23 protein-coding genes are annotated in these 25458 nt (G+C 40.6%); 9 read left to right on the top strand and 14 right to left on the bottom strand.

The genetic code is table 11. The features are described from left to right. The first annotated feature begins 132 nt into the window (after positions 1–132). The 5 genes from DFP82_RS11675 to DFP82_RS11650 all read left to right on the top strand — a co-directional run bounded on the left by DFP82_RS11675 (position 133) and on the right by DFP82_RS11650 (position 4775). Positions 133–1632 carry a hypothetical protein gene (locus DFP82_RS11675; protein ID WP_146221339.1) on the top strand — a complete coding sequence of 500 codons (1500 nt, stop codon included), beginning with the start codon at positions 133–135 and terminating at the stop codon, positions 1630–1632. 211 nt (positions 1633–1843) lie between these two features. Next, positions 1844–2122: a helix-turn-helix transcriptional regulator gene (locus tag DFP82_RS11670; protein ID WP_110923913.1), complete on the top strand. Its 279-nt coding sequence runs from the start codon at positions 1844–1846 to the stop codon at positions 2120–2122. 2 nt (positions 2123–2124) lie between these two features. Beyond that, complete coding sequence (locus tag DFP82_RS11665) at positions 2125–2433, top strand: helix-turn-helix domain-containing protein (protein WP_110923912.1); 309 nt, start codon at positions 2125–2127, stop codon at positions 2431–2433. A gap of 441 nt (positions 2434–2874) precedes the next feature. After that, entirely contained in the window at positions 2875–3879 is a 1005-nt protein-coding gene (locus DFP82_RS11655; RefSeq protein WP_110923910.1) for a hypothetical protein, read from the top strand. Between the two features lie 2 nt (positions 3880–3881). Then, the gene (locus DFP82_RS11650; protein ID WP_110923909.1) at positions 3882–4775 is read left to right on the top strand and encodes an ATP-binding protein; all 894 of its coding nucleotides are present in this window, start codon (positions 3882–3884) and stop codon (positions 4773–4775) included. A 276-nt stretch (positions 4776–5051) separates the two neighbouring features. Here the strand turns inward: DFP82_RS11650 and DFP82_RS11645 are convergent, their stop codons facing one another. Then, positions 5052–5651, bottom strand: a complete 600-nt coding sequence (locus DFP82_RS11645; RefSeq protein WP_181416314.1) for a hypothetical protein — start codon at positions 5649–5651, stop codon at positions 5052–5054. Between the two features lie 26 nt (positions 5652–5677). After that, positions 5678–6667, bottom strand: a complete 990-nt coding sequence (locus tag DFP82_RS11640; protein ID WP_110923907.1) for an ImmA/IrrE family metallo-endopeptidase — start codon at positions 6665–6667, stop codon at positions 5678–5680. Positions 6668–7012: 345 nt separating this feature from the next. Between DFP82_RS11640 and DFP82_RS14735 the strand changes: the two genes are divergently transcribed. Beyond that, positions 7013–7186 carry a YdcA family protein gene (locus DFP82_RS14735; RefSeq protein WP_181416313.1) on the top strand — a complete coding sequence of 58 codons (174 nt, stop codon included), beginning with the start codon at positions 7013–7015 and terminating at the stop codon, positions 7184–7186. A gap of 79 nt (positions 7187–7265) precedes the next feature. On the opposite strand, the gene DFP82_RS11635 is transcribed toward DFP82_RS14735, so the two are convergent. The 5 genes from DFP82_RS11635 to DFP82_RS11615 all read right to left on the bottom strand — a co-directional run bounded on the left by DFP82_RS11635 (position 7266) and on the right by DFP82_RS11615 (position 11323). After that, on the bottom strand, positions 7266–8177 hold the full coding sequence (locus DFP82_RS11635; RefSeq protein WP_181416312.1) for a response regulator: 912 nt from the start codon (positions 8175–8177) through the stop codon (positions 7266–7268). Between the two features lie 5 nt (positions 8178–8182). Beyond that, positions 8183–9013: a sensor histidine kinase gene (locus DFP82_RS11630; protein ID WP_110923905.1), complete on the bottom strand. Its 831-nt coding sequence runs from the start codon at positions 9011–9013 to the stop codon at positions 8183–8185. 139 nt (positions 9014–9152) lie between these two features. Next, positions 9153–9524, bottom strand: a complete 372-nt coding sequence (locus DFP82_RS11625; protein WP_110923991.1) for a hypothetical protein — start codon at positions 9522–9524, stop codon at positions 9153–9155. Then, positions 9509–10363, bottom strand: coding sequence for a thermonuclease family protein (locus DFP82_RS11620; protein ID WP_181416311.1), 855 nt, complete (start codon positions 10361–10363; stop codon positions 9509–9511). The genes DFP82_RS11625 and DFP82_RS11620 overlap by 16 nt, the downstream gene beginning before the upstream one ends. 579 nt (positions 10364–10942) lie before the next feature. Then, entirely contained in the window at positions 10943–11323 is a 381-nt protein-coding gene (locus DFP82_RS11615) for a hypothetical protein (RefSeq protein WP_110923903.1), read from the bottom strand. Between the two features lie 35 nt (positions 11324–11358). Between DFP82_RS11615 and DFP82_RS11610 the strand changes: the two genes are divergently transcribed. Further along, positions 11359–12159: an SIR2 family NAD-dependent protein deacylase gene (locus tag DFP82_RS11610; RefSeq protein WP_110923902.1), complete on the top strand. Its 801-nt coding sequence runs from the start codon at positions 11359–11361 to the stop codon at positions 12157–12159. Positions 12160–12319: 160 nt separating this feature from the next. Here DFP82_RS11610 and DFP82_RS11605 read toward each other — a convergent pair whose 3' ends face one another. The 4 genes from DFP82_RS11605 to DFP82_RS11590 all read right to left on the bottom strand — a co-directional run bounded on the left by DFP82_RS11605 (position 12320) and on the right by DFP82_RS11590 (position 16149). Continuing rightward, positions 12320–13318, bottom strand: a complete 999-nt coding sequence (locus DFP82_RS11605; protein WP_110923901.1) for an adenosine deaminase — start codon at positions 13316–13318, stop codon at positions 12320–12322. 192 nt (positions 13319–13510) lie between these two features. Further along, the gene (locus DFP82_RS11600; protein WP_110923900.1) at positions 13511–14035 is read right to left on the bottom strand and encodes a TPM domain-containing protein; all 525 of its coding nucleotides are present in this window, start codon (positions 14033–14035) and stop codon (positions 13511–13513) included. Between the two features lie 74 nt (positions 14036–14109). Beyond that, positions 14110–15267 (bottom strand): TPM domain-containing protein, encoded by a 1158-nt coding sequence (locus tag DFP82_RS11595; RefSeq protein ID WP_110923899.1) that lies wholly within the window; start codon positions 15265–15267, stop codon positions 14110–14112. A gap of 249 nt (positions 15268–15516) precedes the next feature. Then, a complete protein-coding gene (locus DFP82_RS11590; protein WP_110923898.1) occupies positions 15517–16149 on the bottom strand; it encodes a LemA family protein in 633 nt (210 codons plus the stop codon). 1094 nt (positions 16150–17243) lie between these two features. Between DFP82_RS11590 and DFP82_RS11585 the strand changes: the two genes are divergently transcribed. After that, positions 17244–18803: an alanine/glycine:cation symporter family protein gene (locus DFP82_RS11585; protein WP_110923897.1), complete on the top strand. Its 1560-nt coding sequence runs from the start codon at positions 17244–17246 to the stop codon at positions 18801–18803. Between the two features lie 521 nt (positions 18804–19324). Here DFP82_RS11585 and DFP82_RS11580 read toward each other — a convergent pair. From DFP82_RS11580 to DFP82_RS11570, 3 genes are all read right to left on the bottom strand, one after another. Beyond that, positions 19325–19948 carry a fasciclin domain-containing protein gene (locus tag DFP82_RS11580; RefSeq protein WP_110923896.1) on the bottom strand — a complete coding sequence of 208 codons (624 nt, stop codon included), beginning with the start codon at positions 19946–19948 and terminating at the stop codon, positions 19325–19327. A 183-nt stretch (positions 19949–20131) separates the two neighbouring features. Beyond that, on the bottom strand, positions 20132–20218 hold the full coding sequence (locus DFP82_RS14840; protein WP_342767478.1) for a fasciclin domain-containing protein: 87 nt from the start codon (positions 20216–20218) through the stop codon (positions 20132–20134). A 150-nt stretch (positions 20219–20368) separates the two neighbouring features. After that, complete coding sequence (locus tag DFP82_RS11570; RefSeq protein ID WP_110923895.1) at positions 20369–20929, bottom strand: fasciclin domain-containing protein; 561 nt, start codon at positions 20927–20929, stop codon at positions 20369–20371. A gap of 670 nt (positions 20930–21599) precedes the next feature. On the opposite strand from DFP82_RS11570, the gene metH reads away from it, so the two are divergent. Continuing rightward, entirely contained in the window at positions 21600–25394 is a 3795-nt protein-coding gene (gene metH / locus DFP82_RS11565) for a methionine synthase (protein WP_110923894.1), read from the top strand. Positions 25395–25458: the final 64 nt, after the last annotated feature.

Genomic DNA, 25458 nt, shown 5'->3' with positions numbered 1-25458 from the left:
AAATTTGATAGCTTCAATCGCTATCGATACCAATTGCAAGGCTAGGGCTGATCCCCCGAACGATGGCTATTCACACCCTTAAGCTATCACCGCCTTGCTCCTATTATGATCAAGGGTGTAAGGGTGTGTACTGTGAGTTTAATAAAAAGGCTTATAGAGCCTATGAAGGATTATATTAGTTTTAGAGACTTTATCTTTCATCTCTCGAGTGTTAATGATGAGTCGCTGTATGAAGTGGTCACATACTTACTTCATTATGACTTAGGGGCCGTAGATTTTTATAATATTGATACAGATCATAAAATTATAAGGTTTAAGCCTGGTGAGTTTGATACTGTTACAGAGTTTTTAAAGGAAATTCAAAAGGCACTTTCTTTTAGTAGTGAGAAATGGGTGTGGAGTAATCCAACGAGTCTAAAAGAATTAAGGGATCAAGATAGAAGAGCACTGACAGACACTGTTTCAAAAGCAATGCACTGCTTTTTTAAAAAGGCTGATGTTTCAGGTTTTGAGCCTTTAAATGGATTGCTACATTTTGAGGATGTTGATGTTAAGCATACAGTACAAGTTGAGAATATCGAAGATTTGATTGATAGCGAATTTGAAAAGCAACATAGGGAATATGTTGCTGTAAATGATTTTGTAAATGATTTGTATAAAGGCATTGGCTCAGGAAAGCCTTTAAAGTTCACTCTCAAGTCCCTACTTGAAAACACCCCATTAAGGGAGGTTAAGCTATATAGGTTCCAAAACCTAAATTATTCATTAGTTTCCCCAACTGATAACTCAAAATATAAAAATACTGACGACTTGCTACGACATTTTTACAATGTTCTTGATGACGAACAAACAGGCACAGTCACATCAGATCGTGAACCATTCAAAGATTTTTACTTCAACCATTCAGAAATTCAAGATCTGGTAAACTCAGACCTGAATGTTGAAACGAAACAGCTGAATCAGATCGATAAGCAATTACCTACTCCTCCCCCAATGCCTTTAGAGGACAAAAATGTGATCAATGATTTAGGTGAGAACCAAAGGCTGTTAATAACTTATGCGTTCTTCACTTTAGAAGACATGACTTGCTTGATCATTGACGAGAACCCTGCTTACATCAATAACGACGCTAATTATCTAAGGCATCATCGTATGGTCTGTAATGCCATTGATGCAGGCTCCTTAGTCCCTAATGACACCGACCGAATTTCAGCCGAACAAGTCAAAACATGGCTAGCTAACCATAACTTTATTTACAAAGGCTTCAACGATAATCTATCGAATGATCGGGACAAAGTGGGAATAGCAGTAGTAGGACACGTCTTTAAAACTTATGACCAGCTTGTTGAGGAGCTGGTGACTGCTAATAATACAATCAAAGACCTTAAAAACAAACTAGCACAAGTTGATGCTACTAAATACTCATACATTACTCCAGCCATGGAAATAATGGATGCAGTTATCAACGAGTTTTGGGTCAATTACGATCCTGAACAGCAAGCACCCAAACAGCTTATTATCACTGATTGGATAACACAAAACTTTGATATATCACCCGCCTTAGCACTAAATATTGATAAAGTTTGCCGTCATAGCGATGCAAGACGTGGAGGACAATACAAAAGATCATAAAAATTTCATTCGATTGCTATAATATCATTAAACCCTTATATATCAACTATTTAATTAATATCCTTATAGCAATAATATTGCCCTTATAGCAATATTATTGCTATGACATCATATCAAAAGAGCTTGCCTGATAGCCAATGCCATCCCGTAACATTCACCTCATAGCAGGGCATTACCGCCCATTACTTTAAATGCTAAGAGGTGAACTATCATGACGTTAAACGATCAATATTTAAGAATGGCAGATCTTGCCAATCAACCAGCGCGAGCCGCTAAGACTCACACCACAAAGTCAGGGCAAAAACGCAACGTAACCACCAAGCCTGCCACACGTGGTATTACTGGCTTCTCCACTAAACACATCTATCATCTGATCAAAAATCGCCAATTCCCGGCTCCGATAAAAATTGGACACGCCAGCGTTTGGCGCTTATCTGAAATAAATAAATGGTTGGATAGTCATAGCCAAGCTAACAATAGTGAGGCATAACTATGATTACTCTACAACACACACCTATAAAATCTCAAAGCGACAAAGTCAAAGAACATATGCTGGCAGGTAATACTATTGATACTTGGCAAGCATATAAACTTTATAAGATTACCTGCTTAGCACAACGTATCTATGACCTGAAAAAAGCTGGATTATCTATTCCAAGTAAGATAATTACTCGAAACGGTAAGACATTTAGCATTTACTGGATAGAGGTTGAAAATGATTCTTCGCCTGCTACTGATCACAATAATACTATCGAAGGAGTTAGTAATCCTGATAGAGAGGTAGCTATCAATGATAAATAATATCAAAACTAACCTAAAAACTCTTTACGATGAGAATTTGAGCCTAAATAGCACGAATTCGAGTGTAAATAGCCAAAATTCGAGTCTAAATGACCAGAATTTGAGTCTTATTAGACATCTTATGATTAAGGTCGCTAAGTTAGAAAAAACTATTAAATTTCGTCTGCTATTACACATTGAAAAAAAAGGCTGTAACAGGGGCGATTACCCATTTTTGAGTGTTTTTTTGATGTCTAAGTATATTGTAAAACAAGTTTTTATAACAGATAACAACAAGCGCTATCACAGTCTTAGTACTAATTGTTCAACGGCAAAGCCAAGCTGTCATTCCTTGTCTATTTTTATGTCCAAAATTTGTCTTACTAACTATCAGCGATTTAGTAATGACATAAATACGAATATTTCTGCACTGCAGACAAGTCATAAATAATGGAGGACTGAATGATGGGCATCGGCAAATATAAAAACGAAGATCAAGATTTATTTCAATCCAATTGGTATAAATGTCCTAATGGCATCATTGACTATTTAGCAGGGTTAGAAGTAAAACCTGGTGTCTTAGTAATAGTTTTGACAGTAATTAGGTACACAGAAGGTATGGGTGGCAAGAAGTCAGCGGCAATTCCCAATGAAACTTTTATGCGTGTTTTGGGCACAAATAGAGATAAAACAGCTTATAAATACGTTGAACTAGCTGTTGAATCGGGTTTAGTGCTGGTAATAAAAAAGACAGGCTGCGTTAATCATTACTCAATTAATCGAGAGTCCCACCTATGGCAGAAAGTGCAAGTAGTGTCGGAAAGCGTAACTAATGGCGATAAGCGCCATATGGGTAGTGGCGATAAGCGCCTTAAGGTGGGGGCGGAAAGTGCTACACTTATAAAGACAACTAAAGAAAACTATAAAGACAATATAAAAGAAAGTGGTGAAAAGGCTCTGTTCGAACGTAATATGAACGCATGCGAAACACATGGCGTTCGACATACTAACCAACAACCATCAATCAATATTCATACTCAAAAATGGCGTGATGGAAAGTTTGAAGAATTCTATGCAGCTTACCCAAACAAGAAGAGATTAGGGCAAGCAAAGAAGAATTGGAATAACGTCTTCACAGGCAAACTTGACCACAAAAAACCTAGCGACCCAGTTGAGCTTTTCAAAAAAATTATGAGTGCTGTCAAAGCGCAGACACCAGAAATTCTTTTATCAGAACCGCAGTTTAGAAAACATCCTGGCACATGGTTAAACGCGCAAGCTTGGCTTGATGAATTGACTCCAAAGCAACTACAGTCACCAACGAGCACAACACGTACCACACCTGATCCTCTTGCAGTCAACGCGAAATGGAACGTACCCACGCAGATGACAGAAGAAGAGAAACGCCAATGGTTTGCAGGTGATGTTGCTAGTGATATACCTAGCATCTTCATGGAGGCTAAGTAATCATGAATACAGCATACGAAAATTCCTCACTCAGAAACCCTAAGCCCGAGTTGCTTGATAAAACGCACACGGCAGGTCGCAATAACTCGCTAGACGGCCTTATCAGAAGCATGCCATCACTCAATACGGTATCAGTAGAAACAGACTGCCAAATACATGGCAAGCAAAGCTGGTTAGTCACAAAAATAGTTGATAACGCTCATAATATTGAGTGCCAAAAATGTAAGTGGGAGCGTGACGCTTATCAGAACAAGGTGCAAAATATGCAAGCTGATCTACTAGCCAGCTTAGAGATACCCAGCGAGCATATCAATGCTGATTTTAGTCAATGGTCAGTTGGTGGTGATGATCAAATACGTGCACGCATTGCTAACATCGTGAATTTTTCAAAGGAGTATGCAGCGAGCTATCGTAAAGGACACGCCAACATCTTACTAACAGGTAACACTGGTACCGGTAAAACGAAGCTGGCATGTCTGATTGCTAATGAGATTGTGCGTCAGTGTTACTATGCTCAAATGACAGTTGCATTTAAGCGCTCAGGTCAGATTCAGCAGGAGATAAAAGCGACTTGGGATAAAGGTAGCAGTGACAATGATACGGCTTATATCGAGCGTCTGAGTCGCTCTACTGTCCTAATAATTGATGAAGTGGGCGAGGCTGACACAAGTTTTAGCGACAAAGCGGCTGACAAGGACCGCGAACGTTTATCGGCTATCATCGATAGACGTTATCAGCTACGTTTACCAACTATCATCACCACCAACATGACAGCAGACGAGTTTTATCACCAAATGGGCGATAGAGCATCAGACCGTTTACGTCAGAATCTGGTGGATATCTCTTGTGTGTGGCCAAGCTACCGTATATTAACCGGAAAGGTAAGATCGCTATAGACATCAAACTGTGTATGGAGAGATGACTTGGCTAAAAATACGAAATAAAAAGCACTCATGTTGGTCGCATGAGTGCTTAAGCTGACAAGTAACAGGGCAATGTTATTATGCATAACAATAGTTAGAAGTATTAAAAACTCTCATAGAGAGCCTTATTTTAGCTTGAAAACTAACTCTGCTTTATATCTGAGTTTACATAAGACCTAAATAGCTTAATTTCCTACAATAGGATAAATCCTTTAAATTTAATTTTACTTTTAACAAACTTAATAGCAATCAAGCTACAGACATTTGTAAAAGGGTTACTGGAGCTAGAAGAGAGGATAATTCTCTACAATATGACTTTAAGCAATCAGTCGCATTATCGATATTACGTTCATGACCGAATGCAAGTCTTAATACGCCGTCATCAACACAACGATTTATTACCATTTGATTGACATCTTCAAAACCTAGATTTTCAATTAACAGCATAAACGCTGTTTCTAAGCAATAGACGCGACCTTGCAAACTTTTGAAAATTTTATCAATTGGTTCGCAAGACTGATGCTCAATCAGAGATTGTAAACAACGCTTGTCACCTGTAGCAAAAAGTAAATCTGGATTTTCATGAGCAGCTACCATTAATAAACTTTCACCCCCATCCATATTTTTAAAACCTTGGATTTCGCCTAGCAAATCAGAGTTAACTGACGTTATTCTTCCTACATTTTGGACAAACTGAGTGACAGTGTTCACGGCATCTTCGTTTTTAAGCTTCTTTTTAGCTTGTTTAGGCAATGCGTAGCTAGCATTATTAGCAATCAAAATATCCTTAGATTCTGCTTCTAGTATTTCAAAGAACTGGTGTAATAGATTACATCCAGCTAATTTCAAAATTATGTCATTATCCGAAAGTACTATCATTCCACACCAATGATTCTTCGTATAACTTCATCATCATTGATGCTATCAAGATCAATGTTATCAATAAAAAACTGTTGAGCAAAATCTTGATCTGTTTGTGTTATTTCTAGTTTCTTAACTAATATTTGAAGCACTTGTTTTGCAAATGCGAAACTATTATTACTATACCCATAATTTAAAATAATATGTAAAGGATCAATACTATCTTCTTTAGCTTTTTTAAGTATTGATTCTGCTAATACCTTCGGTGAAATCTTTCCAGCAGTATATTTTTTATTCGCTTTACCCGTCAGAAGCTCCAAGGCAAACGCATTTGCTTGAATTTCAAGATCATCTTCTTCGTCTTTAACGATTTTTTTATCTATCATCATTCCATTTTCTTTAACATGTCCAAGAATGATATGTCCAAGTTCATGAGCCAAATGAAAGACTAAAACACCGTAGTCATCATTTTTAGTTAGTACTATGACAGGGCGATCGTTTTGCAATAAAGCTAATCCGTCCATTTTTGGACTAGGAATTTTTTTAATAAAAATGACTGGAATACCAATATTCCAACAGTATTGTACTAATACTTTAAAGTCTATCCACTGGTTTCCATCAGATAATAATTTTTCACGAATACTTTCAGCAGATAAAGATGATAGATCAACCAAGGGTTTTTCAAAAGTATTTAAAGTAATTTTTGCTGCCAACATAGCGACAGCAACAGCTGGCTTTAATTTATCTTGATCAAGATTTACACTATGTTTGAATTTATGATTTGGCAACCGGTATTGAGGATTTGAATCTCCTGAAATACTAAGATTTAATGTTTTGAAGTCAATATGAAAGGTATTGGCAATCAACCATAGTGATTCTTGAAAACCTACTTCAGTAGTCGCAATAGAGTCCTCCCACCAATCTGGTAGGTAAGTTTTGACCATACCTTTTTTTAGCCCTATTTTTGAGAGCTTTTGATACACAGGCTTCATTGAATAAGTCATAACATACCTCCTTCTGAGGTTTAAATAGCATTACTATTATAGTATATATCATAATCGATTGCTCAAGCGTTTTCCCTTTAACTCCAAAGCTGATATGAACTTTAGGTAACATTCCTATACAACATTAAATTAAATAAGTTAGAAATCATGGGAAAAATGCGCTGCTCAAAATTTAGCAATAGCTGGCAAGTTAGTGAGGCAAAAAAGCCTTACTCATAGCGGTTCGTGTAGTCACAAGCTAATCAAGTTTCATGAGTATGAACATAAGTAATATAATCATTGCTGGTAGTGATGCGCAGTGCTATATTCTGAACTTACGTCATCTTACTATTAAGGTAGTAACTTATGAAAACTTGGTCAGCACTTCTTATTTCTGTGTTTATGATTGCGCCAGTAGTAGAGGCGAATGCTCAGAACTATCCTTGCTCTAAAAGTATGGGCGGTGTCTCGCATTGCAAAGATGGTAAATTTGTTTGCAAGAATGGCAAGATTAGTCAATCTAAGAAAGTGTGTAGTTAGGCTATTGTAGATTTATTTATAGGCAGTCAAAAACCGCCTTCACAGGCGGTTAGTAAGCATAGATTATCATTTGAAAGCACTAGTTATCTTTTACTTGTTCATCTATAAAGGATTTGAAAGTTTCTAATCTATCGATTGACTTAATAAGTCTTTCGAAGTGTAAATTAGTGAGAAATATAGTCTTTTTATTTTTACTCGACTCTCTTACGGCTTCAATATATGCAGTTTTTGTAAAGTTCCCTGTAGTAGCGATAATACCAAGTTCAGATAAGCTAGCTGTATTTTCAAGCTTATTTTTGAATATGATAAACATATTTTTATCAACATTGGTCAAGGGCATATTCTTACACTCAACAAGAAAGTATTTGCCGAACTTATCAAAAAAATTATCTTCTAAATCATTTCGAATGATTAGATCAACTTCGTTTCTAGATTTATCGATGTTGCGTCTACTAATCTTATCGAAACCCATATTGTTGAATAAGAATGCTACAAATTGTTCAAACTTTACACCTTTTTGATATGTATCTTCAGTGTTTTTACACTCTGCATAACTTTCAAGCAATGCATTTTTGATACTGTCAGCAGAATCAAAATATAGCGTATGGTAACTTTCTACTGCACTCCTTACTTCCTCGCCAAATACTTCAAACGGCCCTTTGTCTATCGTATCAATTATTTTTCCTGAGAGTATCATGTCTTTAAATGATGCGTAGAATTCACCTGTAAATGCAGAAGTAATTAGAATTTTAGCAAAAGGATTAGTATCACATATTTTTTCAGCTATTGAGATACCGTCAATTTCATAATTATCCATCCTCAAATCGAGTATTGCTAGTGAATAATATGCATTATTTACTTTATCAAGAATATCTTCTTCTTCATATGCAGTAAGAATATGATAGTCGGATGTAAGGTGGGTAGATAAGTACCTGCTAAGGTTCTCAACTTGGACTTTCTCATCGTCTATAATCAATATTGTTTTTTTCACTATTTTTATTCCTCCGCTATAGGCAGGGTTATAATAAAACACTTGTTAAGCTTTGAGCTAGGCCTATCACGATATATTATATTACCATGAAGGGTATCGCATAAGTGTGTAGCATGGTAAAGGCCTATACCAGTACCCCCAGTTTTAGAAAAACCGTAATCAAACAAGAAATTCTTATCAGTCTCTTCAATTTTTCTTCCGTTATCACTAACTTCTATAATAAGTTTTTTAGAATCAACATACGCTTTTAACTCAATAATGTTCTCTGAATTGCCCTGTACTTCGAATGCTTTAATAGAATTTACTATCAAATTGTTTAACAGTTGAAACATTATTGTAAAAGGTATATTGAACGTAACATCTACATTATTATTAACTTCAAACGTGATACCTGTTTCAGCAAAATTTGTTCTATTAATGGTTCTGATAGCGACTACTAAGTCTTCAAACTCACACTTGCTACCCTCGTCGTGAACAGCCAACTTAGCAAAGTCATCCAAGGTATTACGTATAAACTGAATATTCAACCTAATAGATTCTAATTGTTCATTAGTTATCTCATCTGCATTGCAGGTGCTAACTATACCGTCTATTGAGTGAGTGTAATTCTTTAAGTCATGCCTTGCGAAGTTACTCAATAGCGATAGATGATTGGCGTGACTTTTGGATAAAGCATCAAGATTTTTTCTAAAGTGCTCTAAATCTTTCTTTTGTTGCTCAAGACCTTCATTCTGCTGCTCAATTTGGTCTTTTAAGACACTGTACCTTGTTTCAGGGGATTGAAAAAGAAGTTTTGGCTTATTTCGTACTTTCTTCTTACTCTTACTCTTTGGCATTTTTTATCTCAATAATTTCTAAGTTAAATATTAATAACTTGGTTTTTACAAAATTGTGAACTACCTGATGAGATCACAAATGCAAGCAAGATCTACCTAATCTTTTTACCTACATCACACCTAATTCTAATCCAGTGCTCTATAGCATACGCACCTTCAATCCAATTTCTCTAGCCTCACTCAATTCAGCACCCCTCTTAATACTGTAAGGCACGTTTGGGGTCATGCCAGCTTGCTTTAGAGACTCTGCAGCAGCCTTATTAAGCGGACTACCAATAGATGACTCGTCAATATAGTCTGCAGGTTCGAAATACACTTCAGTGCCAAAATTTGGATAATAGATATGGGAAATTTTACCTGATGTCGTGAACAGGTAAGGCACATCATGATCAGCGGACCAAAACACTTCATGCACCGCAACATCTCCAGAAACAAACTTATCCTTTTCATCTTGGGCAGGAGTGCATGCAGCTATCGATAAAACAGCAATGCTAACTAACCACCTGGGCATATCGATTCGCATGGTACACCGTCCTTATCACCATCTATCTGTATATTGCCGCAGGCAAGCTGCTGTTGAGCCTCTACACAAGTTGTTATCTGACTACAGGTTTTCTTAATGAAGTTGCTACAGATGGCACCAGTAGGTGGCAATGGAATAATGGTACCAGAACCATCAGAATTACCTGCACTAGGTTTACTGTAGCATTTGCTAGCACCTTTTGATGTCAAGCGTTCATTGTTAAAGTTAAGGTCAGAGCTATTTTTGCCGCTTCGATAGTCTGATGGTTTTATAGGATATCTATTTGCCCACAAGCCTCTACCGTTTGATCGCGCCACAATCTCGGCGTTGGCATATGCAATGCGGTCGTAAGGTGTCTGACTGCTTTGATATTCCTTATAGTGCCAAGCTGCACCTTCTTGCAACTGATTGAGGTTACAGTCCACATTGTTAGCAATGACCTTACCAAGCAGGCGATCATACCTGTCTCTTTCAGTCCACTCGATAGTAACAATTGCCTTGCTCACACACTGCGATAAGGCTGTAGTGCTTTCTATTCCGTACTCTTGTGCCGACTCTGGTGCATCAATACCTAGTAGGCGTACACGCTCGCTTTGTCCTGATACTTGAGTAACCTCCACCGTATCACCGTCGATAACACGTGTCCCAGTGGTATTCAGTACATTAGGTTCATAGCATTTGGCGGTATTGTCACTGTTAGAGCCATTGTTGCCATTGACGACGCTAGTAGAGCCTGTAGTGGCGTCTCTCATGGCATCAATATCATCATAGCCACCGCCGCATCCAATAAGAGCCAGAACTAAACCAACAATCGCTAAGTGCTTCATGACCATTCACCAGGATAATATTTACCCAACTGTAAACGATTGGTAAATTTCCGGCAACTGTTTAGAATTGATATTTAAGGTTTTTGTGCATACTAGAGAATCATACAACGAAAAACTTGCCCAAAGTTGAATTTTAAGTAAAACAAATTACTTGCCAGCAATTACTCAATATTTTCGGATGCTTAAACCAACTGAAATTATAACCACCTTCTAATATCACACGCTCATCATCAAGATGAACAGTAATCACAAGACACAATGTCACTTGAATGCATGTTAAAATCCATTTATGATTTAATTCCATCCGCCATTGGCAGTTTGGATAAAATAGAAATAGCGGTAGTTAAAAGTTGTTAAATCTGTTGTTAAAATTATTTATCGAGAAACGATAGAGCTTATCCGAAAAGGCTTACCACGATATGATTGACTCCCGCCGAGCGCACCAATCATTATGTTCCAGCCTTGCTCCACCCTTCTTTAGTATTACCCCAAACTGCCCATACTTATCAAAAACACACATCAATATGTTTGCGGCTTTTCTGTGCCTATATGCTTCTCGATCTCTCACCTATAGTAAAATCACTCTGCGTCTTGCAAGTTAGCAGTCAGCTGAGCGCGGCTGGGTACACGGTGATAGTTAATCACAGGAACATCTCCCAAACGACGTTGACCAACATCTATTTTTTTATCAATGGTAATCATCGCAATTTTTTTGTCTTGCTTGCTAAGCAATAAATGATTCGCCTTACGGTTTACTCGATAATCAGGAAAATACTGCTTCAATAATACTGAGGTTTTTTGTAGGCTATCATTAACAGGTTTATTCGCCTTTGCACTCATTTTGTGGCTGTGTTTGTGGCTATGTTTTTCGCCCGCTTTAGCACCACGCGCCTTTGCCAACATCCATAAGACTGCGATAACGGCAAACAGTATGACAAGCCACCAAATTCCATCTATCATAAGAAAAGACATCCATCATTAGCAAGGGTTGGCTCATGTTAGCAGAATTATCACCAGCGTTAATAGCAGAAGTAGAACTTGCCACCAAGTTATTGAAATCGAAACAGCGTATTTGCGTTTTGACAGGGGCTGGCATTTCTGCAGAAAGCGGTATCCCAACGTTTCGAGACAAACAAACAGGTCTATGGGAAAACTATGGCGTAGAAGATTTGGCCACGCCAGATGCGTTCATCCGCGATCCAAAGCTGGTATGGTCATGGTATCAATGGCGTCGGCAAGTGGTCGCTGACAAAAAGCCAAATCCTGCACACGATGCCTTGGCACAATGGCAGTATCATGCCCAGTCCTCCAATCAGCAGGTGACACTCATCACCCAAAACGTCGATGACTTGCACGAGCAAGCTAGTAGTACCGTTACCCATTTACATGGCAATCTGTGGTGCAATCGTTGTAGCCAATGCGAGAGGCCCTACCCAAACCAAGCAAGGAACTCATATAGCGGCGAAAATGCGCTTAGTTTTGATGAAACGCTGATGACCTGTGAGCATTGCGATGGATATATCAGACCAGACATTGTGTGGTTTGGTGAAGCGTTACCTGTAGATGAATGGCAAGCAGCTGAAAATGCTGCGACTAACTGCGAGGTATTTATTAGTATTGGCACATCAAGTCTTGTCTACCCCGCTGCTGGACTGTCGCAGCTAGCCAAACAAAATGGCGCTAAAGTTATCGAGATAAACCCAGACCCGACACCGAATACACTCGTTGATATAACCTTAGCAGAAAAAGCGGGAATCATTCTGCCACTATTAATACAAGAGATTACTTCACTATAGCCGTAATGATATGACAGATACTGATGTCCGATATAAGGTGCAACTCAGTATTATCTCTCTTGATTGTTTCGTTGACGGCGCTCCAATATCATAATAAAAAAGGCTTAACGATTTATATAAACCGTTAAGCCTTGGATATTAAAACCTAATCATATTGGATTTACTGTAGTGCTAGATCTACTTTCGCTAGATATGTGGCTTTTAATTCATCATCTATAAACGACGATCTAAATGAATTCTTTACTAAAGTAACGATATCGTCTTCTGTTAACGGCAGGTTTTCACAGATATTTATAAAATTCTGATTGATATAGCCTTTGAAATACGCTGGATCATCAGAATTGACACTGATATTTAGACCATAATCTAGCAGCTCTTTTATATTGTGTTCTTTATAATTCCCAAAAACCTTGAGTTCGATATTAGAGTTCGGGCAAACGGTCAGTGGCATTTGCTCATCTTTAAGCCTTTGCATGAGCTCTGGGCTTTTTATAGACTGCACGCCATGATCTATTCTATTAATGTTCAATAAATCCAATGCTTCGTAGATATAAGAAAAATCAGCCTCTTCACCAGCGTGTGCGACCAATTTAAAGCCCGCTTCTTCTGCCGTTTTAAAGACATCTTTGAACTTTGAAGGAGGGTTGCCCAATTCTGAAGAATCAAGACCAACACCGATAATGTCATCTTTGAAAGCCATTGCTTCTTCTAGCGTTTTAAAAGCTTCTTCTTGTGATAAATGTCTTAAAAAACACATGATAATGCAAGAAGTGATGCCGTATTTTTCCTTGGCATCCGCGAGTGCTTCTTTGATGCCCGTAATTACCGCTTCAAAAGGCACGCCTCTTTCGGTATGGGTTTGTGGATCAAAGAATATCTCTGTGTGAATGACATTGTCTTCAACACACTTAAGAATGTATTCCCACGTTAAATCATAGAAATCATCTTTGGTGATAAGGACGTTTGCACCTGCATAATAGATATCCAAAAATGTTTGCAGATTAGTGAAGTTATAGGCGTTACGCACGTCTTCTATGTCTTTATACGGAATCTCTATCTGGTTTTTTTTTGCCAATCTAAACATCAGCTCAGGCTCTAATGAGCCTTCGATATGTAAGTGCAGTTCAGCTTTCGGTAGTTTCTGTATTAAATCAATCATAGTGTTCCAGTAGTGACTTTTCATATTAGGGTGTTATCGAGAAAGGTTTTTATAAATGCGATATTTGTATATATGGTTAAGTTATATCTCAATCTCTCTCTTTCTAGAAACGCTATTATATTTCAATTGAGGCTGAAACCATAGAGAAGCGATAAAATCTAAAACAACGGCTATCAGATACGATGATGAACATCACTTTAAAAACACCACCGTATCAGACAACTCGTTACCCGCTGGATCATGCTCAAGATGATAATACTGGCGCATTACCTGCCCCACTTCATCCAATAATTCAGCCAGACTTTCTTCTGTTTTTTGATTGGCAATACCTGACACTGCTTTGTCGCACATCGCGCGCCAGACAGTTGGACTGACGTGAGCACTAATACCACGATCCGCAACGATCTCTAGCTGATGCTCGCAAACATTGACATAGATTAAAACACCTGTATTTTCTTCAGTATCCCAGACGCGATACTCACTAAACAAATCAATCGCACGTGCGCGGCAGCCAACATGATAAGCGTCTTGAATAGGCAGATGGTTTTCGACAATCAAAAATACCTCACCGCGATGCCCACGCTCTGCTTGTGTTACCTTTTCTGTAAGACGAGCTTTGGCCTCTTCTGTTAGCCACTTACTATGCAAGAGAGGGACAAACAAAACTTGACGCCACCAGCGGGCAAAACTGGGATTTGAAGTGTTGTTTTCTGCCATTATATTATTTCCTCAAGTACGTCATTGCTAATGGGGTGTTAGTATCTGTTCTTATCAAGAGTTCTAGCCAGCGTCTACCATGATCCGCCAGCACCGCCGCCGCCAAATCCACCACCGCCGCCGCCAAAGCCGCCGCCACCGAAACCACCACCGCCAAAGCCGCCGCTACTACCACCGCCCATGCCAGGCAGGAATATCATGCCACCGCGTTTACGACCACCACCAGAGCCACCTTTACCGCCACCGCCACCACGTGAAATCAAAAATAGCCATAAAAATATTGCCATAATCACAGTCATGAAAAAGCCACCACCCAATGCGAGTGAGCCAGCAAAGAAACCGCCCGTCGTTAAGATAGAGCCAAACACACGACCAAAGATATTAGTAATAAAACTACCGAATATCATCGCCATGATAAATAAGAAAATAGGCGACGGCACTTCGTCAGATCCCTGCTGTGTACTACGTTCGGCTGCTTGCGCATCAGCACGAGCCAAGACCTCAGGATCGGCAGTCAGGCGCGCCTTTAACGCCCCAACACCTGCCAGTATCCCAGCACCATAGTTATTTTGCTTAAACAACGGCGTGATATCTTCACGAATAATCCGGCTGACCGCAGCGTCTGGTAATACACCTTCTAGTCCGTAACCCGTCAAAATATACATGTCACGGTCATTAACAGCGACCACCATCAGTAAGCCATCATCGATATCTTCATTACCTAGCTGCCATTTTTCAGCCACTTCTAATGCATAATCAAATATTGGCACACCATTCGTGGTAGGCACGATCACCACTGCGGCTTGGGCAAAACCTTGCTGATAAATACTTCTAAGCTGTGCTTCTAACCGCTGTTTTTCTTGCGGGTTTAAGATATTGGCTTGGTCAACCACGGGCGAGTTCAGTATCAGCTTATCAGCATCGACACTCTCTGCACTTGACTGTATTGGTGCTTGAGCGGTTGGCTGCGAGCTTGATGCCGCTTCATCATTAGCCACATTAGGATTAATCGCCTCGTTGCCAAGGACGGCATCATTGATAGCGTCATTACCCAACACGGCATCGTTGATGGCTTCATTGGACTCACCTGCCTTGGCAAGTGCCACCAAATCTTCGACACTACGATCTTGCAAGCTCGACGTACTATTGGTCGCGGCAACTGTATCGTTAGGCGCACTACTGACGCTGAGTGTGAGCAGTAATACTGATAAGATTGCTTTTGAATGATTCATCTAATCTATACCACCTCAAATGACATCTGTACTATAGTCAATTCTATATAAATTGGATATGGCGTCAGGCGCGCTCAGTCTATCATCTGTAGTACTGTTACTCGCCTGTTCTATATCCAAACTACCTTTAACTAACTATAAATTGATAGGTATTCATACTTATCAATACCTTTAAAATAAATCTGGCTGACTACTCTAAACGAATAGAGACGCTAATACGGCTCTATCGATAGCTTTATTCAATGTGCTTTATTGAGCACTCGCTGCATCGTCATCACCAAAATCAACAGTCGGTGCCGTTGAGATAGCTTCTTCATTCGCCACGCTAAAGTTTGACTTGGTATCCATACCAAATACTTTGGCAGTGATATTGGTTGGGAACTGGCGCACCGTCGTATTATACGATTGTACTTCTTGAATATAACGGTTACGCGCGACCGTAATACGGTTTTCAGTGCCTTCTAGCTGAGCTTGCAAATCTTGGAACAGCGCATCTGATTTGAGCTCAGGATATCGCTCAGACACGGCCATTAGACGTGATAGCGCACCAGTCATTTGTTCTTGCGCAGCAGCATAACGCTCCATCGCTTCTGGATCATTGAGCACTTCTGCCGTTACCGTGATACCACCAGCACGCGAGCGAGCTTCTGCCACCTGAGTGAATACTTCTTGCTCTTGCTCAGCATACTGCTGTACCACTTTGACTAGGTTTGGCACCAAATCAGCACGGCGCTGGTATTGGTTGACCACTTCTGACCACGATGCTGTCACTTGCTCATCTTGCGCCTGCAGGTTGTTATAGCCACAGCCACTTAGACCAACGGTAGAAGTCGCTAATACGGCTGCCAACATAATGGGTTTTACAATTGATTGACGCTTCATCGTTGTTTCTCCTAATAATGGTAAATAACAAAATACTTAGTAACACGTTTTTTTAATAATTTTTGAGTACTTATTCATAATTTTTGGATACTGATTTTTAATGCTTACACAGCTCTATATTGCTTATATAACCTTACAAAGACTGATAAGGGCATTGCTAGCGTAGTCGTTATCATACCCCTACTTATACACCTCTATCTATAAAGTGTCATATCGTCATTTGCAAAGTATGCTAACAATGATGATGCCATCACGGTACTTTTACAATTCATGATTACCAAAACACAACCGCCATATGTTTTCGCTCGTTTGCTTCTCTTACTGATTATCGAACGATAGCACCTAGCAAGCATCCCTCAAACACCACCAAAAATCTAACATTTCTACGAGCTTACCCTTTGCTTTCCTGTGGGTTTTATAGCCCGTCACAGAGGCTATTTATTTACAATTCATCAGTATATCGGTGTACCGAAATTTGAGATTTACAGAATGACGAAACATATGATGTTTTATGCTTATTTATGACTGTATTCAACTCATCAAATATACATATATATAGTTATATAAAAAGAAAATTCTAGTAATTGGTACAAAAATATGGCAAATTGCAGTTACGTAGCCGTACGGTTTGAATACATTTGGTAGTGGACTTATAGTATGATTAGTATTAGCGAATTTCTGATTTCTATTTAAATATCAGTTAACTACTAGCTAAGTAGTTATAGTAAGTGGTTATAGATAGTTACTCGCTAAACTTAATCAGCCATGCCAATAGTGTAGTCAATCGGAACGGCTCATAGCAAATTGAATACTGTCACTACGATAAGTATTTAATTATATAACTGCCTGTTTTATCCGTTGATACTAATATTGTCAATAGCAAGCACTATATAAACGGTCAATATTGCTATTAATATACGCGGATAAACACAGAAAACTACAGTCCATTCTTAGTGGCCAAGCACGTATGAGACTCAAGTAATATGCATGAGTCGATGTAGCTAATTTAACTGCTTAACTTAAATAAGTAAGTTAACCAGTTAGCTTACTCCTAGCATACAGAGCCACTTTGAGACAGTACTAGGAATATAAATATGGAAGGTTTAGTTAACTTAGTAAACGGAATTATCTGGAGCCCTGCGCTGATCTATCTGTGCTTAGGTGCGGGTCTGTTTTATTCCATCTTAACGCGTTTTGTACAAGTCCGCCTATTCGGTGAAATGATTAGATTGCTGTTTAAGGGCAAACCTGATAATGACGGTATCTCATCATTTCAGGCATTAGCTGTTTCTCTAGCCGGTCGTGTAGGTATGGGTAACATCGCTGGTGTTGCTGCTGCCATTGGTTTTGGTGGTCCAGGTGCCGTATTCTGGATGTGGGTTGTGGCCTTCTTAGGCGCTTCAACCGCTTATGTTGAATCTACCTTGGGTCAGATTTATAAAGAGCGCGATGTTGTCACGGGTGAATACCGCGGTGGCCCTGCTTACTACTTCGAGCGTGCGCTTGGGCAAAAGTGGTATGGTATTTTATTCGCCATTGCTTCTATCGTTTCTTGTGGTATCTTCTTACCTGGTGTACAGGCGAACGGTGTTATCAATGCTGTGGCTCAGGTCGCCGGTGAAGGTTCAGTCATGAACTTCATGGGTATCGAAACTGGCACAACTCGTATTATCGCCCTTGGTATTATCTTAGTGGTATTAGGATTTATCATTTTTGGTGGTATCAAACGTATTGCGACCTTTACTGAATACGCTGTACCATTTATGGCAGTAGGTTATATTATCTTAGCCCTACTTATCATGTTCTCTAACTTCAGCATGATCCCTCACATATTTGGTTCAATCATTGGTGATGCATTTACTGCTCAAGCAGGCTTTGGTGCTGCTATCGGTTGGGGTGTGAAGCGCGGTATTTACTCAAACGAAGCTGGCCAAGGTACAGGTCCTCACGCTGCCGCAGCTGCTGCGGTTGATCATCCTGCACAGCAGGGTTTGGTACAAGCATTCTCAGTTTATGTTGATACCTTACTTGTTTGTTCTGCGACTGCCTTCATGATTTTGTCTACAGGCATGTACAATATCCAAGGTACACTACCTGAAGGTCAGTTCTTAGTCCAAAACGTAGCGGCAAATATCGAGATTAACTCTCCTTCATTCACCCAAATGGCGATGGAATCAGTCTACGGTACTTTTGGTAATACTTTCATTGCCATCGCTGTATTCTTCTTTGCCTTTACGACTATCTTGGCGTACTACTACATCGCTGAAGTCAACATCTCGTACCTTACCCGCTCTATGGGCAAAGGCGCTAGTAAAGCGGGTCAGTTCGTTGTTAAGCTTATCATCATGTTTATGGTTGCTTATGGCGCACTAAACAGCTCTGGATATATCTGGGGACTTGGCGACGTTGGTGTTGGCCTGATGGCTTGGTTGAACATCGTTGGTATCATCGTGATCTTCTTTGTCGCACGCCCTGCTATCGATATCTTACGAGATTACGAAGCACAGCTCAAAGCTGGTGGCGGCACTACTGCCAAACGATTCGTGTTTGATCCTAAGAAATTTGGTATCAAGAATGCGACTTATTGGGAAGAGCGTCATGCAGAAGAGCAACAAAGATTGGCTGCAAATCCACTCAACAAAGAAGCTAAGTAATACCTTTACTGAAACTCTTTAAAGTAGTGGTTCTTTAAGCCTCTAAAAAAAGCCCAAGACAAGTGTCTTGGGCTTTTTTATTTGTGTAGTCTCAATGAATAAATATAAAACAAGCACTGCTAAAATATAGATACAACAGAGTTAATCATAAGACGCGTACCTATTCTCTTATGTACTTATACAGATGTGGTGTGCCTCTGTATTTGCCTCTATCTCTACGCACTCATGAGACATCCACTCCACTACTCTAGCCGCAAGTCTTAATGCGTAAAGACTATTGTCAAAATAGTGATATCAAAAAGTACTAACGTTGGTCTCGCTGAAAAATTCAATATCTATGCCCTTGTCATCAGTCTATCTAGACTCACGGTTGCATTGACTCAGCTGTTAGTTTCACGCGATAGACTTATAGCATTGCTATTATCAATATTCTACAGATAACCTTTAGGCACAAAAAAGCCCAGCTAAAAGCTAGGCCTTTTCGATATCATTGATAAAGTATAAACAAATAGATTAAAAACTTACTCAGGCATTAATACTGCATCGATAGTGTGTACTACACCATTCGTTGCCATGATATCTGTACCAGTGATATTAGCAGTGTTACCAGTAGCATCAGTGATTACATTGTCTTCGCTGATAGAAATAGTTGCACCGTTTGCTGTTTTGATATCAGTACCATAAGGGATATCAGCAGCCAATACTTCTGACGCTAGCACATGGTATGGAAGTACTTTTTTGAGCAAATCAGTGTTGGCCAGTAGCTCTTCTTTAGTTACGCCTAGCTTCTCTAATACAGGAGCAAACGCATCATCAGTTGGTGCAAATACTGTATGCTTGGTTTCTTCCATTAGCATAGTATCAAGGCCAGCTGCTTGTAATGCCGCAGTTAGAATCGTTAAGTTTTCGTTACCAGCTGCGATTTCAGCGATGGTTTGTGTAGCCATCGTATCTTCCATGCCATCAGTTTCAGCCATAGGATCGGTTTCACCCATTGCATCAGTTTCAGCCATTGGCTCTGCTACAACTTCTTCAGTAGTCGCTTCTGGTTCAACTGGATCAGTAGTGGCTTCTTTGTCAGCACAAGCAGCGAGTGACATGGCAGCGGTAACAACAGCGATAGATAATAGGTTCTTCTTCAACATAGGTATTTCCTTATCAATGAATGTTCAATTAAGTTATTTGATGAACAAATAAGTTCTCTCAGTTAATGAATATAACAGTTAACAACTTATTTATTGCAAGCGATACCAATTGGTTGGAGTCGATCACATCAAATCTGCTATACCAATAACTACGATTCTAACTGATTAATTTTGAATTAATGCTTACTTAGGTAGCAACACTGTATCAATCACGTGTACGACACCATTATTAACTTGTATATCGGTCACCGTGATATTAGAGATACGGATGCCTTTAATAAAACGAATGCTTTTAATAAAATGGACGCTTGTAATAAAACAGCCATCTTATGACAGATAAAAGCTGGTATTCATACCAGCTTCAGCATATATAGGTATACGGTTATCACATCTTGACTAAAGCTATTTTATAGTCGTACTTTATTTAGGTAATAGTACTTTGTCGATTACGTGTACAACACCATTGGTAGCAGCAATATCCGTTTTTAGGATGTTAGCTGTACGGCCGTTTTCGTCTTGCAGCTGACCTTTCGCTGTCACCATTAGCGTGTCTTTGCTAAGCATGGCAATGTTGCCTGGCTTCACATCTGCTGCATATACTGGCGCTGCACCATTAATTACATGGTAGCCCAAGATTTTGGTTAGCAATGGCTTGTTGGCAAACAGTTGCGCTTTGGTCATGCCTGTTTCTTGCAATACTTGAGCAAACGCTTCATTGGTTGGTGCAAATATCGTAAAGTTGGCGTTAGGATTAGATAGTGGCTCTGCAATACCAGCCGCTTGTACGGCTTCAACTAGCAATGAGAAGTCAGCATTGCTCTGTGCGACTTGTACCACGTTCATGTCTGACATTGCTTGGCTGCTAGTAGGCGTTTGCGTTGCTGCATCTGTGCTATCACTTGGCGTCATGTTGTTACATGCGCTTAAGCCCGCAACTGAAAGGGCTAATGTACCGATTGCAGCAATTTTAGTAAGTTTCATAATTCTATCCTTGACGATTAAATAGTAGTAATTGAATGTTTTTAGACGATGGTAGTCTTATCTCATTAACTAACTTGTATTCCATAGGCGATCATTACATCGATATAAATATTCATATCTGATAAAAGCGATGAACACTCGTTAGTAAGTATTGCTTACGAAATACCAGTTCTTCTGAAATCAAACTAACATCTCAAAAAAGTTTATCAAGATACCTTTACGCTGTTTTTGTAGCGGCGCTGTAAACTCTGTCTGACTTTTAAGAGTAATGTCTGACTTTTGAGAGTAATGTCTAACTTTAATTTACAAAAGCAAAGCTTTATGTAATCGATAAGCGAATAGATATTCATTTGTGCCTACCTGTTTTATGCAATAGACTCTAATATTCGTATCGAACAAACAGACAAAACAGTCCATCCTCTATAAAATATTTACAGCGTTAACCTCTCTTGGAGTATCACCTATACCTCTACACTCGGTTGCCTCGTATCTCTTTTAAACTGAATCAACTATATGTGGATGATATTGCCAAAGAGGAATAAGTACTATCCCTCGTGCTGTGTAATTTTCATGCTAAAATAATGCGACTTTTTCGACGCCTTTTATATATATTTACACCCTATTTGTTATCCCCTCCTTTTATAATATTGACGATATAAGCAGCGCTCCTATGACCCAAACAATGACTTCAAACACTGATGCCACCTCGCACTCATCACAATCTGCTGATGACTTTATACTGACGCCACCTGCCGTGTTTCCACACAAAGAGCAACAACTAACAGCACGTGCCCGTATCACTGAGCAAATGGCCTCAAGAATTTTGATGTTAGACGGGGCGATGGGTACGCAGATTCAAACCTATAAATTAGAAGAAGCAGATTATCGTGGTGAGCGTTTTGCGGATATAGACCAAGATGTGCGCGGCAATAATGACTTGCTCGTACTCTCGCAACCACAAATGATTATAGACATTCATAACGATCATTTGACTGCTGGCGCGGATATCATCGAGACCAATAGCTTCAACGGTACGCGTCTATCCATGGCCGACTACGATATGCAGTATTTGGTACCTGAGCTAAATAAGACGGCAGCTCAACTTGCCCGCAGTGCAGCAGATGCGTTCACTGCCAAGACACCTGACAAGCCACGTTTCGTCGCTGGTGTAGTAGGCCCTACCTCACGCACGTGCTCGCTATCACCGGATGTCAATGATCCAGCCTTTCGTAACATTACCTTTGATGAATTGGTATTAAACTACCGTGAAGCGACCTTATGCCTGATCGAAGGCGGTGTCGACCTTATCCTAATCGAGACAATCTTTGATACGCTCAATGCGAAAGCGGCGATATTTGCCATTACCGGCGTGTTTGAAGATATCGGTTTTGAATTACCGATTATGATTTCGGGTACGATTACTGATGCGTCAGGTCGTACCTTATCAGGGCAAACGGCTGAGGCATTTTATAACTCAATTCGTCATGCCAAACCATTATCGGTTGGCTTCAACTGTGCGCTTGGTGCCGATGCGCTGCGTCCACACATTCAAACGCTATCTAATATCGCCAATACTTATGTGTCAGCGCATCCAAATGCGGGTCTGCCCAATGAGTTTGGTGAATATGATGAAACGGCGGATGAAACCACTGCGCTGCTAGAAGGCTTTGCAAAAGCAGGCATCTTAAACATCGTGGGCGGCTGTTGTGGTACGACACCAGAACACATTCGCCAAATCGCTAACATGGTGAAAAACTATGCACCGCGCGTGATTCCTGAAATCGCCCCTGCCTGCCGCTTGTCTGGACTTGAGCCATTTACCATCACAACAGACAGTTTGTTCGTCAACGTGGGTGAACGTACCAACGTGACAGGCTCTAAAAAGTTCTTACGCTTGATCAAAACGGAAGCTTATACCGAAGCACTCGATGTCGCCCGCGATCAGGTAGAAGGTGGCGCACAAATCGTCGATATCAACATGGATGAGGGCATGCTCGACTCCAAGCAGGCGATGATTCATTTCATCAACTTGGTGTCAGGCGAGCCAGATATCAGCCGCGTACCGCTCATGATTGACTCCTCTAAATGGGACATCATCGAAGAAGGTCTTAAACGCACGCAAGGCAAATCTGTCGTCAACTCTATCTCGCTAAAAGAAGGTCATGCTGAATTCGTCGAGCGTGCCAAACTGTGTATGCGCTATGGTGCTGCCGTTATCGTCATGGCATTTGATGAGGATGGTCAAGCTGATACTTACGAGCGTAAAATCCAAATCTGTCAGCGCAGCTATGATGTGTTGGTCAATGAAGTTGGTTTCCCTTCTGAAGATATTATCTTTGACCCGAACATCTTTGCCGTTGCCACTGGTATCACTGAGCATAATAACTATGGTGCAGACTTTATTAACGCCACTAAGTGGATTACGGATAACTTACCCAATGCCATGGTATCGGGCGGTGTGTCTAACGTGTCGTTTAGTTTCCGTGGTAATCCGATTCGTGAAGCCATTAACTCCGTCTTCCTGTTTCATGCGATCACAAATGGCCTAACCATGGGTATCGTCAACCCAGCCATGCTTGAGTTATACGATGATATTCCAAAGGAAGCGCGTGACGCTATCGAAGATGTCATGCTCAACCGCAATCAAGGCGAAACAGGTCAAGACGCGACTGAACGCCTAATGACAGCTGCCGAAAACTATCAAGACGGTGGCAAGAAAAAAGAAAGCACGGTCGACATGAGCTGGCGCGAAGGCACCGTCGAAGCGCGTATTGCCCATGCGCTGGTCAAAGGTATTACCACCTTTATCGAAGCCGATACCAAAGAAGCGTGGGAGAAATATCCCAAACCGCTAGAAGTCATCGAAGGCCCACTCATGGACGGTATGAATATCGTCGGTGATTTATTCGGTGCTGGTAAAATGTTCCTACCGCAAGTCGTTAAATCAGCGCGCGTGATGAAGCAGTCTGTCGCTTGGTTGAACCCATATATTGAAGCCGAAAAAGTCGAAGGCGAAACCAAAGGTAAAATCCTGATGGCGACCGTCAAAGGCGATGTGCATGATATCGGTAAAAACATCGTAGGCGTGGTGCTGGGCTGTAATGGTTATGACATTGTCGATTTGGGCGTGATGGTACCTTGTGAAAAAATCCTCGATACTGCTATTGCAGAAAAAGTCGATATCATCGGTCTATCTGGCTTGATTACCCCAAGTCTCGATGAAATGGTCTATGTCGCCAAGCAAATGCAAGAGCGCGGCATGACGCTACCACTCATGATCGGTGGTGCCACCACCTCTAAAGCGCATACCGCCGTCAAGGTTGAGCCGCAATATCAAAATGATGGCGTCATCTACGTCACTGATGCCTCACGCTCAGTCGGTGTGGTCACCAAGCTGCTATCAAAAGAGCATCGTCAAGCGCTGATTGATGAGACACGTGAAGAGTACGTCAAAGTACGTGAGCGTCTGGCCAAGCGTCAGCCAAAAGCGGCCAAGATCTCTTATGCGAACTCTGTCAAGATTGGCTTTCAGTACGATTGGGAAAACTATGTGCCACCAGTGCCTAATCAGTTAGGCCAAGTGATATTGGATGATTACCCTATCACCAATCTACTGCCATATATCGATTGGACGCCGTTCTTTATCTCTTGGGGACTGGTCGGTAAGTATCCGAAAATACTGCAAGACGATGTGGTCGGCGAAGCGGCACGTGACTTATTTGATAATGCCAATGAGCTGATGCAAAAGATGATCGATGAGAAATCACTCGTGGCCAAAGGGGTGTTTAAGCTTATGCCTGCCCGCCGTACTGGTGCGGATACCGTGACTGTGTATGACAATGCGCCTATTGATGGCGGCAAACCGACCTATCAGTTTGAGCACTTACGTCAGCAAAGCGACAAAGCCAGTGGCAAGCCAAACTTTAGCTTGGCTGACTTTATCTCGCCATCGGATACCCATACCGATCACTTGGGCGGCTTTACCGTCTCTATCGTCGGTACAGAGACACTGGCTGAGCAATATAAAGCAGCAGGTGATGACTATAATGCCATCATGGTACAGGCACTGTCTGACCGTTTAGCAGAAGCTTTTGCCGAGCATCTGCATGAGCTAATTCGTAAAGAGTACTGGGGCTATCAACCGACTGAGTCACTCACCAATGATGAGATGATTAAAGAAAAATACGTCGGTATCCGCCCTGCGCCTGGCTACCCTGCCTGTCCTGAGCATACGGAAAAAGGCAAATTGTTTGATTGGCTCGGTACGGTAGATGCGATTGGCACGACTTTGACCGAAAGCTATGCGATGTGGCCTGCGTCATCAGTGAGCGGATTCTATTACTCTCATCCGGATAGTGAGTACTTCAACGTCGGTAAAATCAGCCGTGATCAGTTAGAGAGTTATGCTGAGCGTAAAGGCTGGGATATGAAAACGGCTGAGAAGTGGTTGAATCCGAATTTATAAGGTTGGTGATAAGCGGGATTAGTTATTGTAGCTGATCCTGCTATCTATCCCTGTCTTAGCTTAC

Source organism: Psychrobacter fozii (assembly GCF_003217155.1).
Classification (GTDB): domain Bacteria; phylum Pseudomonadota; class Gammaproteobacteria; order Pseudomonadales; family Moraxellaceae; genus Psychrobacter; species Psychrobacter fozii.
The sequence above is the reverse complement of the archived record's forward strand: the minus strand, read 5'-3'. Positions and strand labels throughout refer to the sequence as shown.

Bases quoted from the DNA above. Each gene is read 5' to 3' on its own strand.
- DFP82_RS11670 (WP_110923913.1), top strand. From the start codon at position 1,844: ATGACGTTAAACGATCAATATTTAAGAATGGCAGATCTTGCCAATCAA.
- DFP82_RS11665 (WP_110923912.1), top strand. From the start codon at position 2,125: ATGATTACTCTACAACACACACCTATAAAATCTCAAAGCGACAAAGTC.
- DFP82_RS11655 (WP_110923910.1), top strand. From the start codon at position 2,875: ATGATGGGCATCGGCAAATATAAAAACGAAGATCAAGATTTATTTCAA.
- DFP82_RS11650 (WP_110923909.1), top strand. From the start codon at position 3,882: ATGAATACAGCATACGAAAATTCCTCACTCAGAAACCCTAAGCCCGAG.
- DFP82_RS11640 (WP_110923907.1), bottom strand. From the start codon at position 6,667: ATGACTTATTCAATGAAGCCTGTGTATCAAAAGCTCTCAAAAATAGGG.
- DFP82_RS14735 (WP_181416313.1), top strand. From the start codon at position 7,013: ATGAAAACTTGGTCAGCACTTCTTATTTCTGTGTTTATGATTGCGCCA.
- DFP82_RS11630 (WP_110923905.1), bottom strand. From the start codon at position 9,013: ATGCCAAAGAGTAAGAGTAAGAAGAAAGTACGAAATAAGCCAAAACTT.
- DFP82_RS11625 (WP_110923991.1), bottom strand. From the start codon at position 9,524: ATGCCCAGGTGGTTAGTTAGCATTGCTGTTTTATCGATAGCTGCATGC.
- DFP82_RS11620 (WP_181416311.1), bottom strand. From the start codon at position 10,363: ATGAAGCACTTAGCGATTGTTGGTTTAGTTCTGGCTCTTATTGGATGC.
- DFP82_RS11615 (WP_110923903.1), bottom strand. From the start codon at position 11,323: ATGATAGATGGAATTTGGTGGCTTGTCATACTGTTTGCCGTTATCGCA.
- DFP82_RS11610 (WP_110923902.1), top strand. From the start codon at position 11,359: ATGTTAGCAGAATTATCACCAGCGTTAATAGCAGAAGTAGAACTTGCC.
- DFP82_RS11605 (WP_110923901.1), bottom strand. From the start codon at position 13,318: ATGATTGATTTAATACAGAAACTACCGAAAGCTGAACTGCACTTACAT.
- DFP82_RS11600 (WP_110923900.1), bottom strand. From the start codon at position 14,035: ATGGCAGAAAACAACACTTCAAATCCCAGTTTTGCCCGCTGGTGGCGT.
- DFP82_RS11595 (WP_110923899.1), bottom strand. From the start codon at position 15,267: ATGAATCATTCAAAAGCAATCTTATCAGTATTACTGCTCACACTCAGC.
- DFP82_RS11590 (WP_110923898.1), bottom strand. From the start codon at position 16,149: ATGAAGCGTCAATCAATTGTAAAACCCATTATGTTGGCAGCCGTATTA.
- DFP82_RS11585 (WP_110923897.1), top strand. From the start codon at position 17,244: ATGGAAGGTTTAGTTAACTTAGTAAACGGAATTATCTGGAGCCCTGCG.
- DFP82_RS11580 (WP_110923896.1), bottom strand. From the start codon at position 19,948: ATGTTGAAGAAGAACCTATTATCTATCGCTGTTGTTACCGCTGCCATG.
- DFP82_RS11570 (WP_110923895.1), bottom strand. From the start codon at position 20,929: ATGAAACTTACTAAAATTGCTGCAATCGGTACATTAGCCCTTTCAGTT.
- metH (WP_110923894.1), top strand. From the start codon at position 21,600: ATGACCCAAACAATGACTTCAAACACTGATGCCACCTCGCACTCATCA.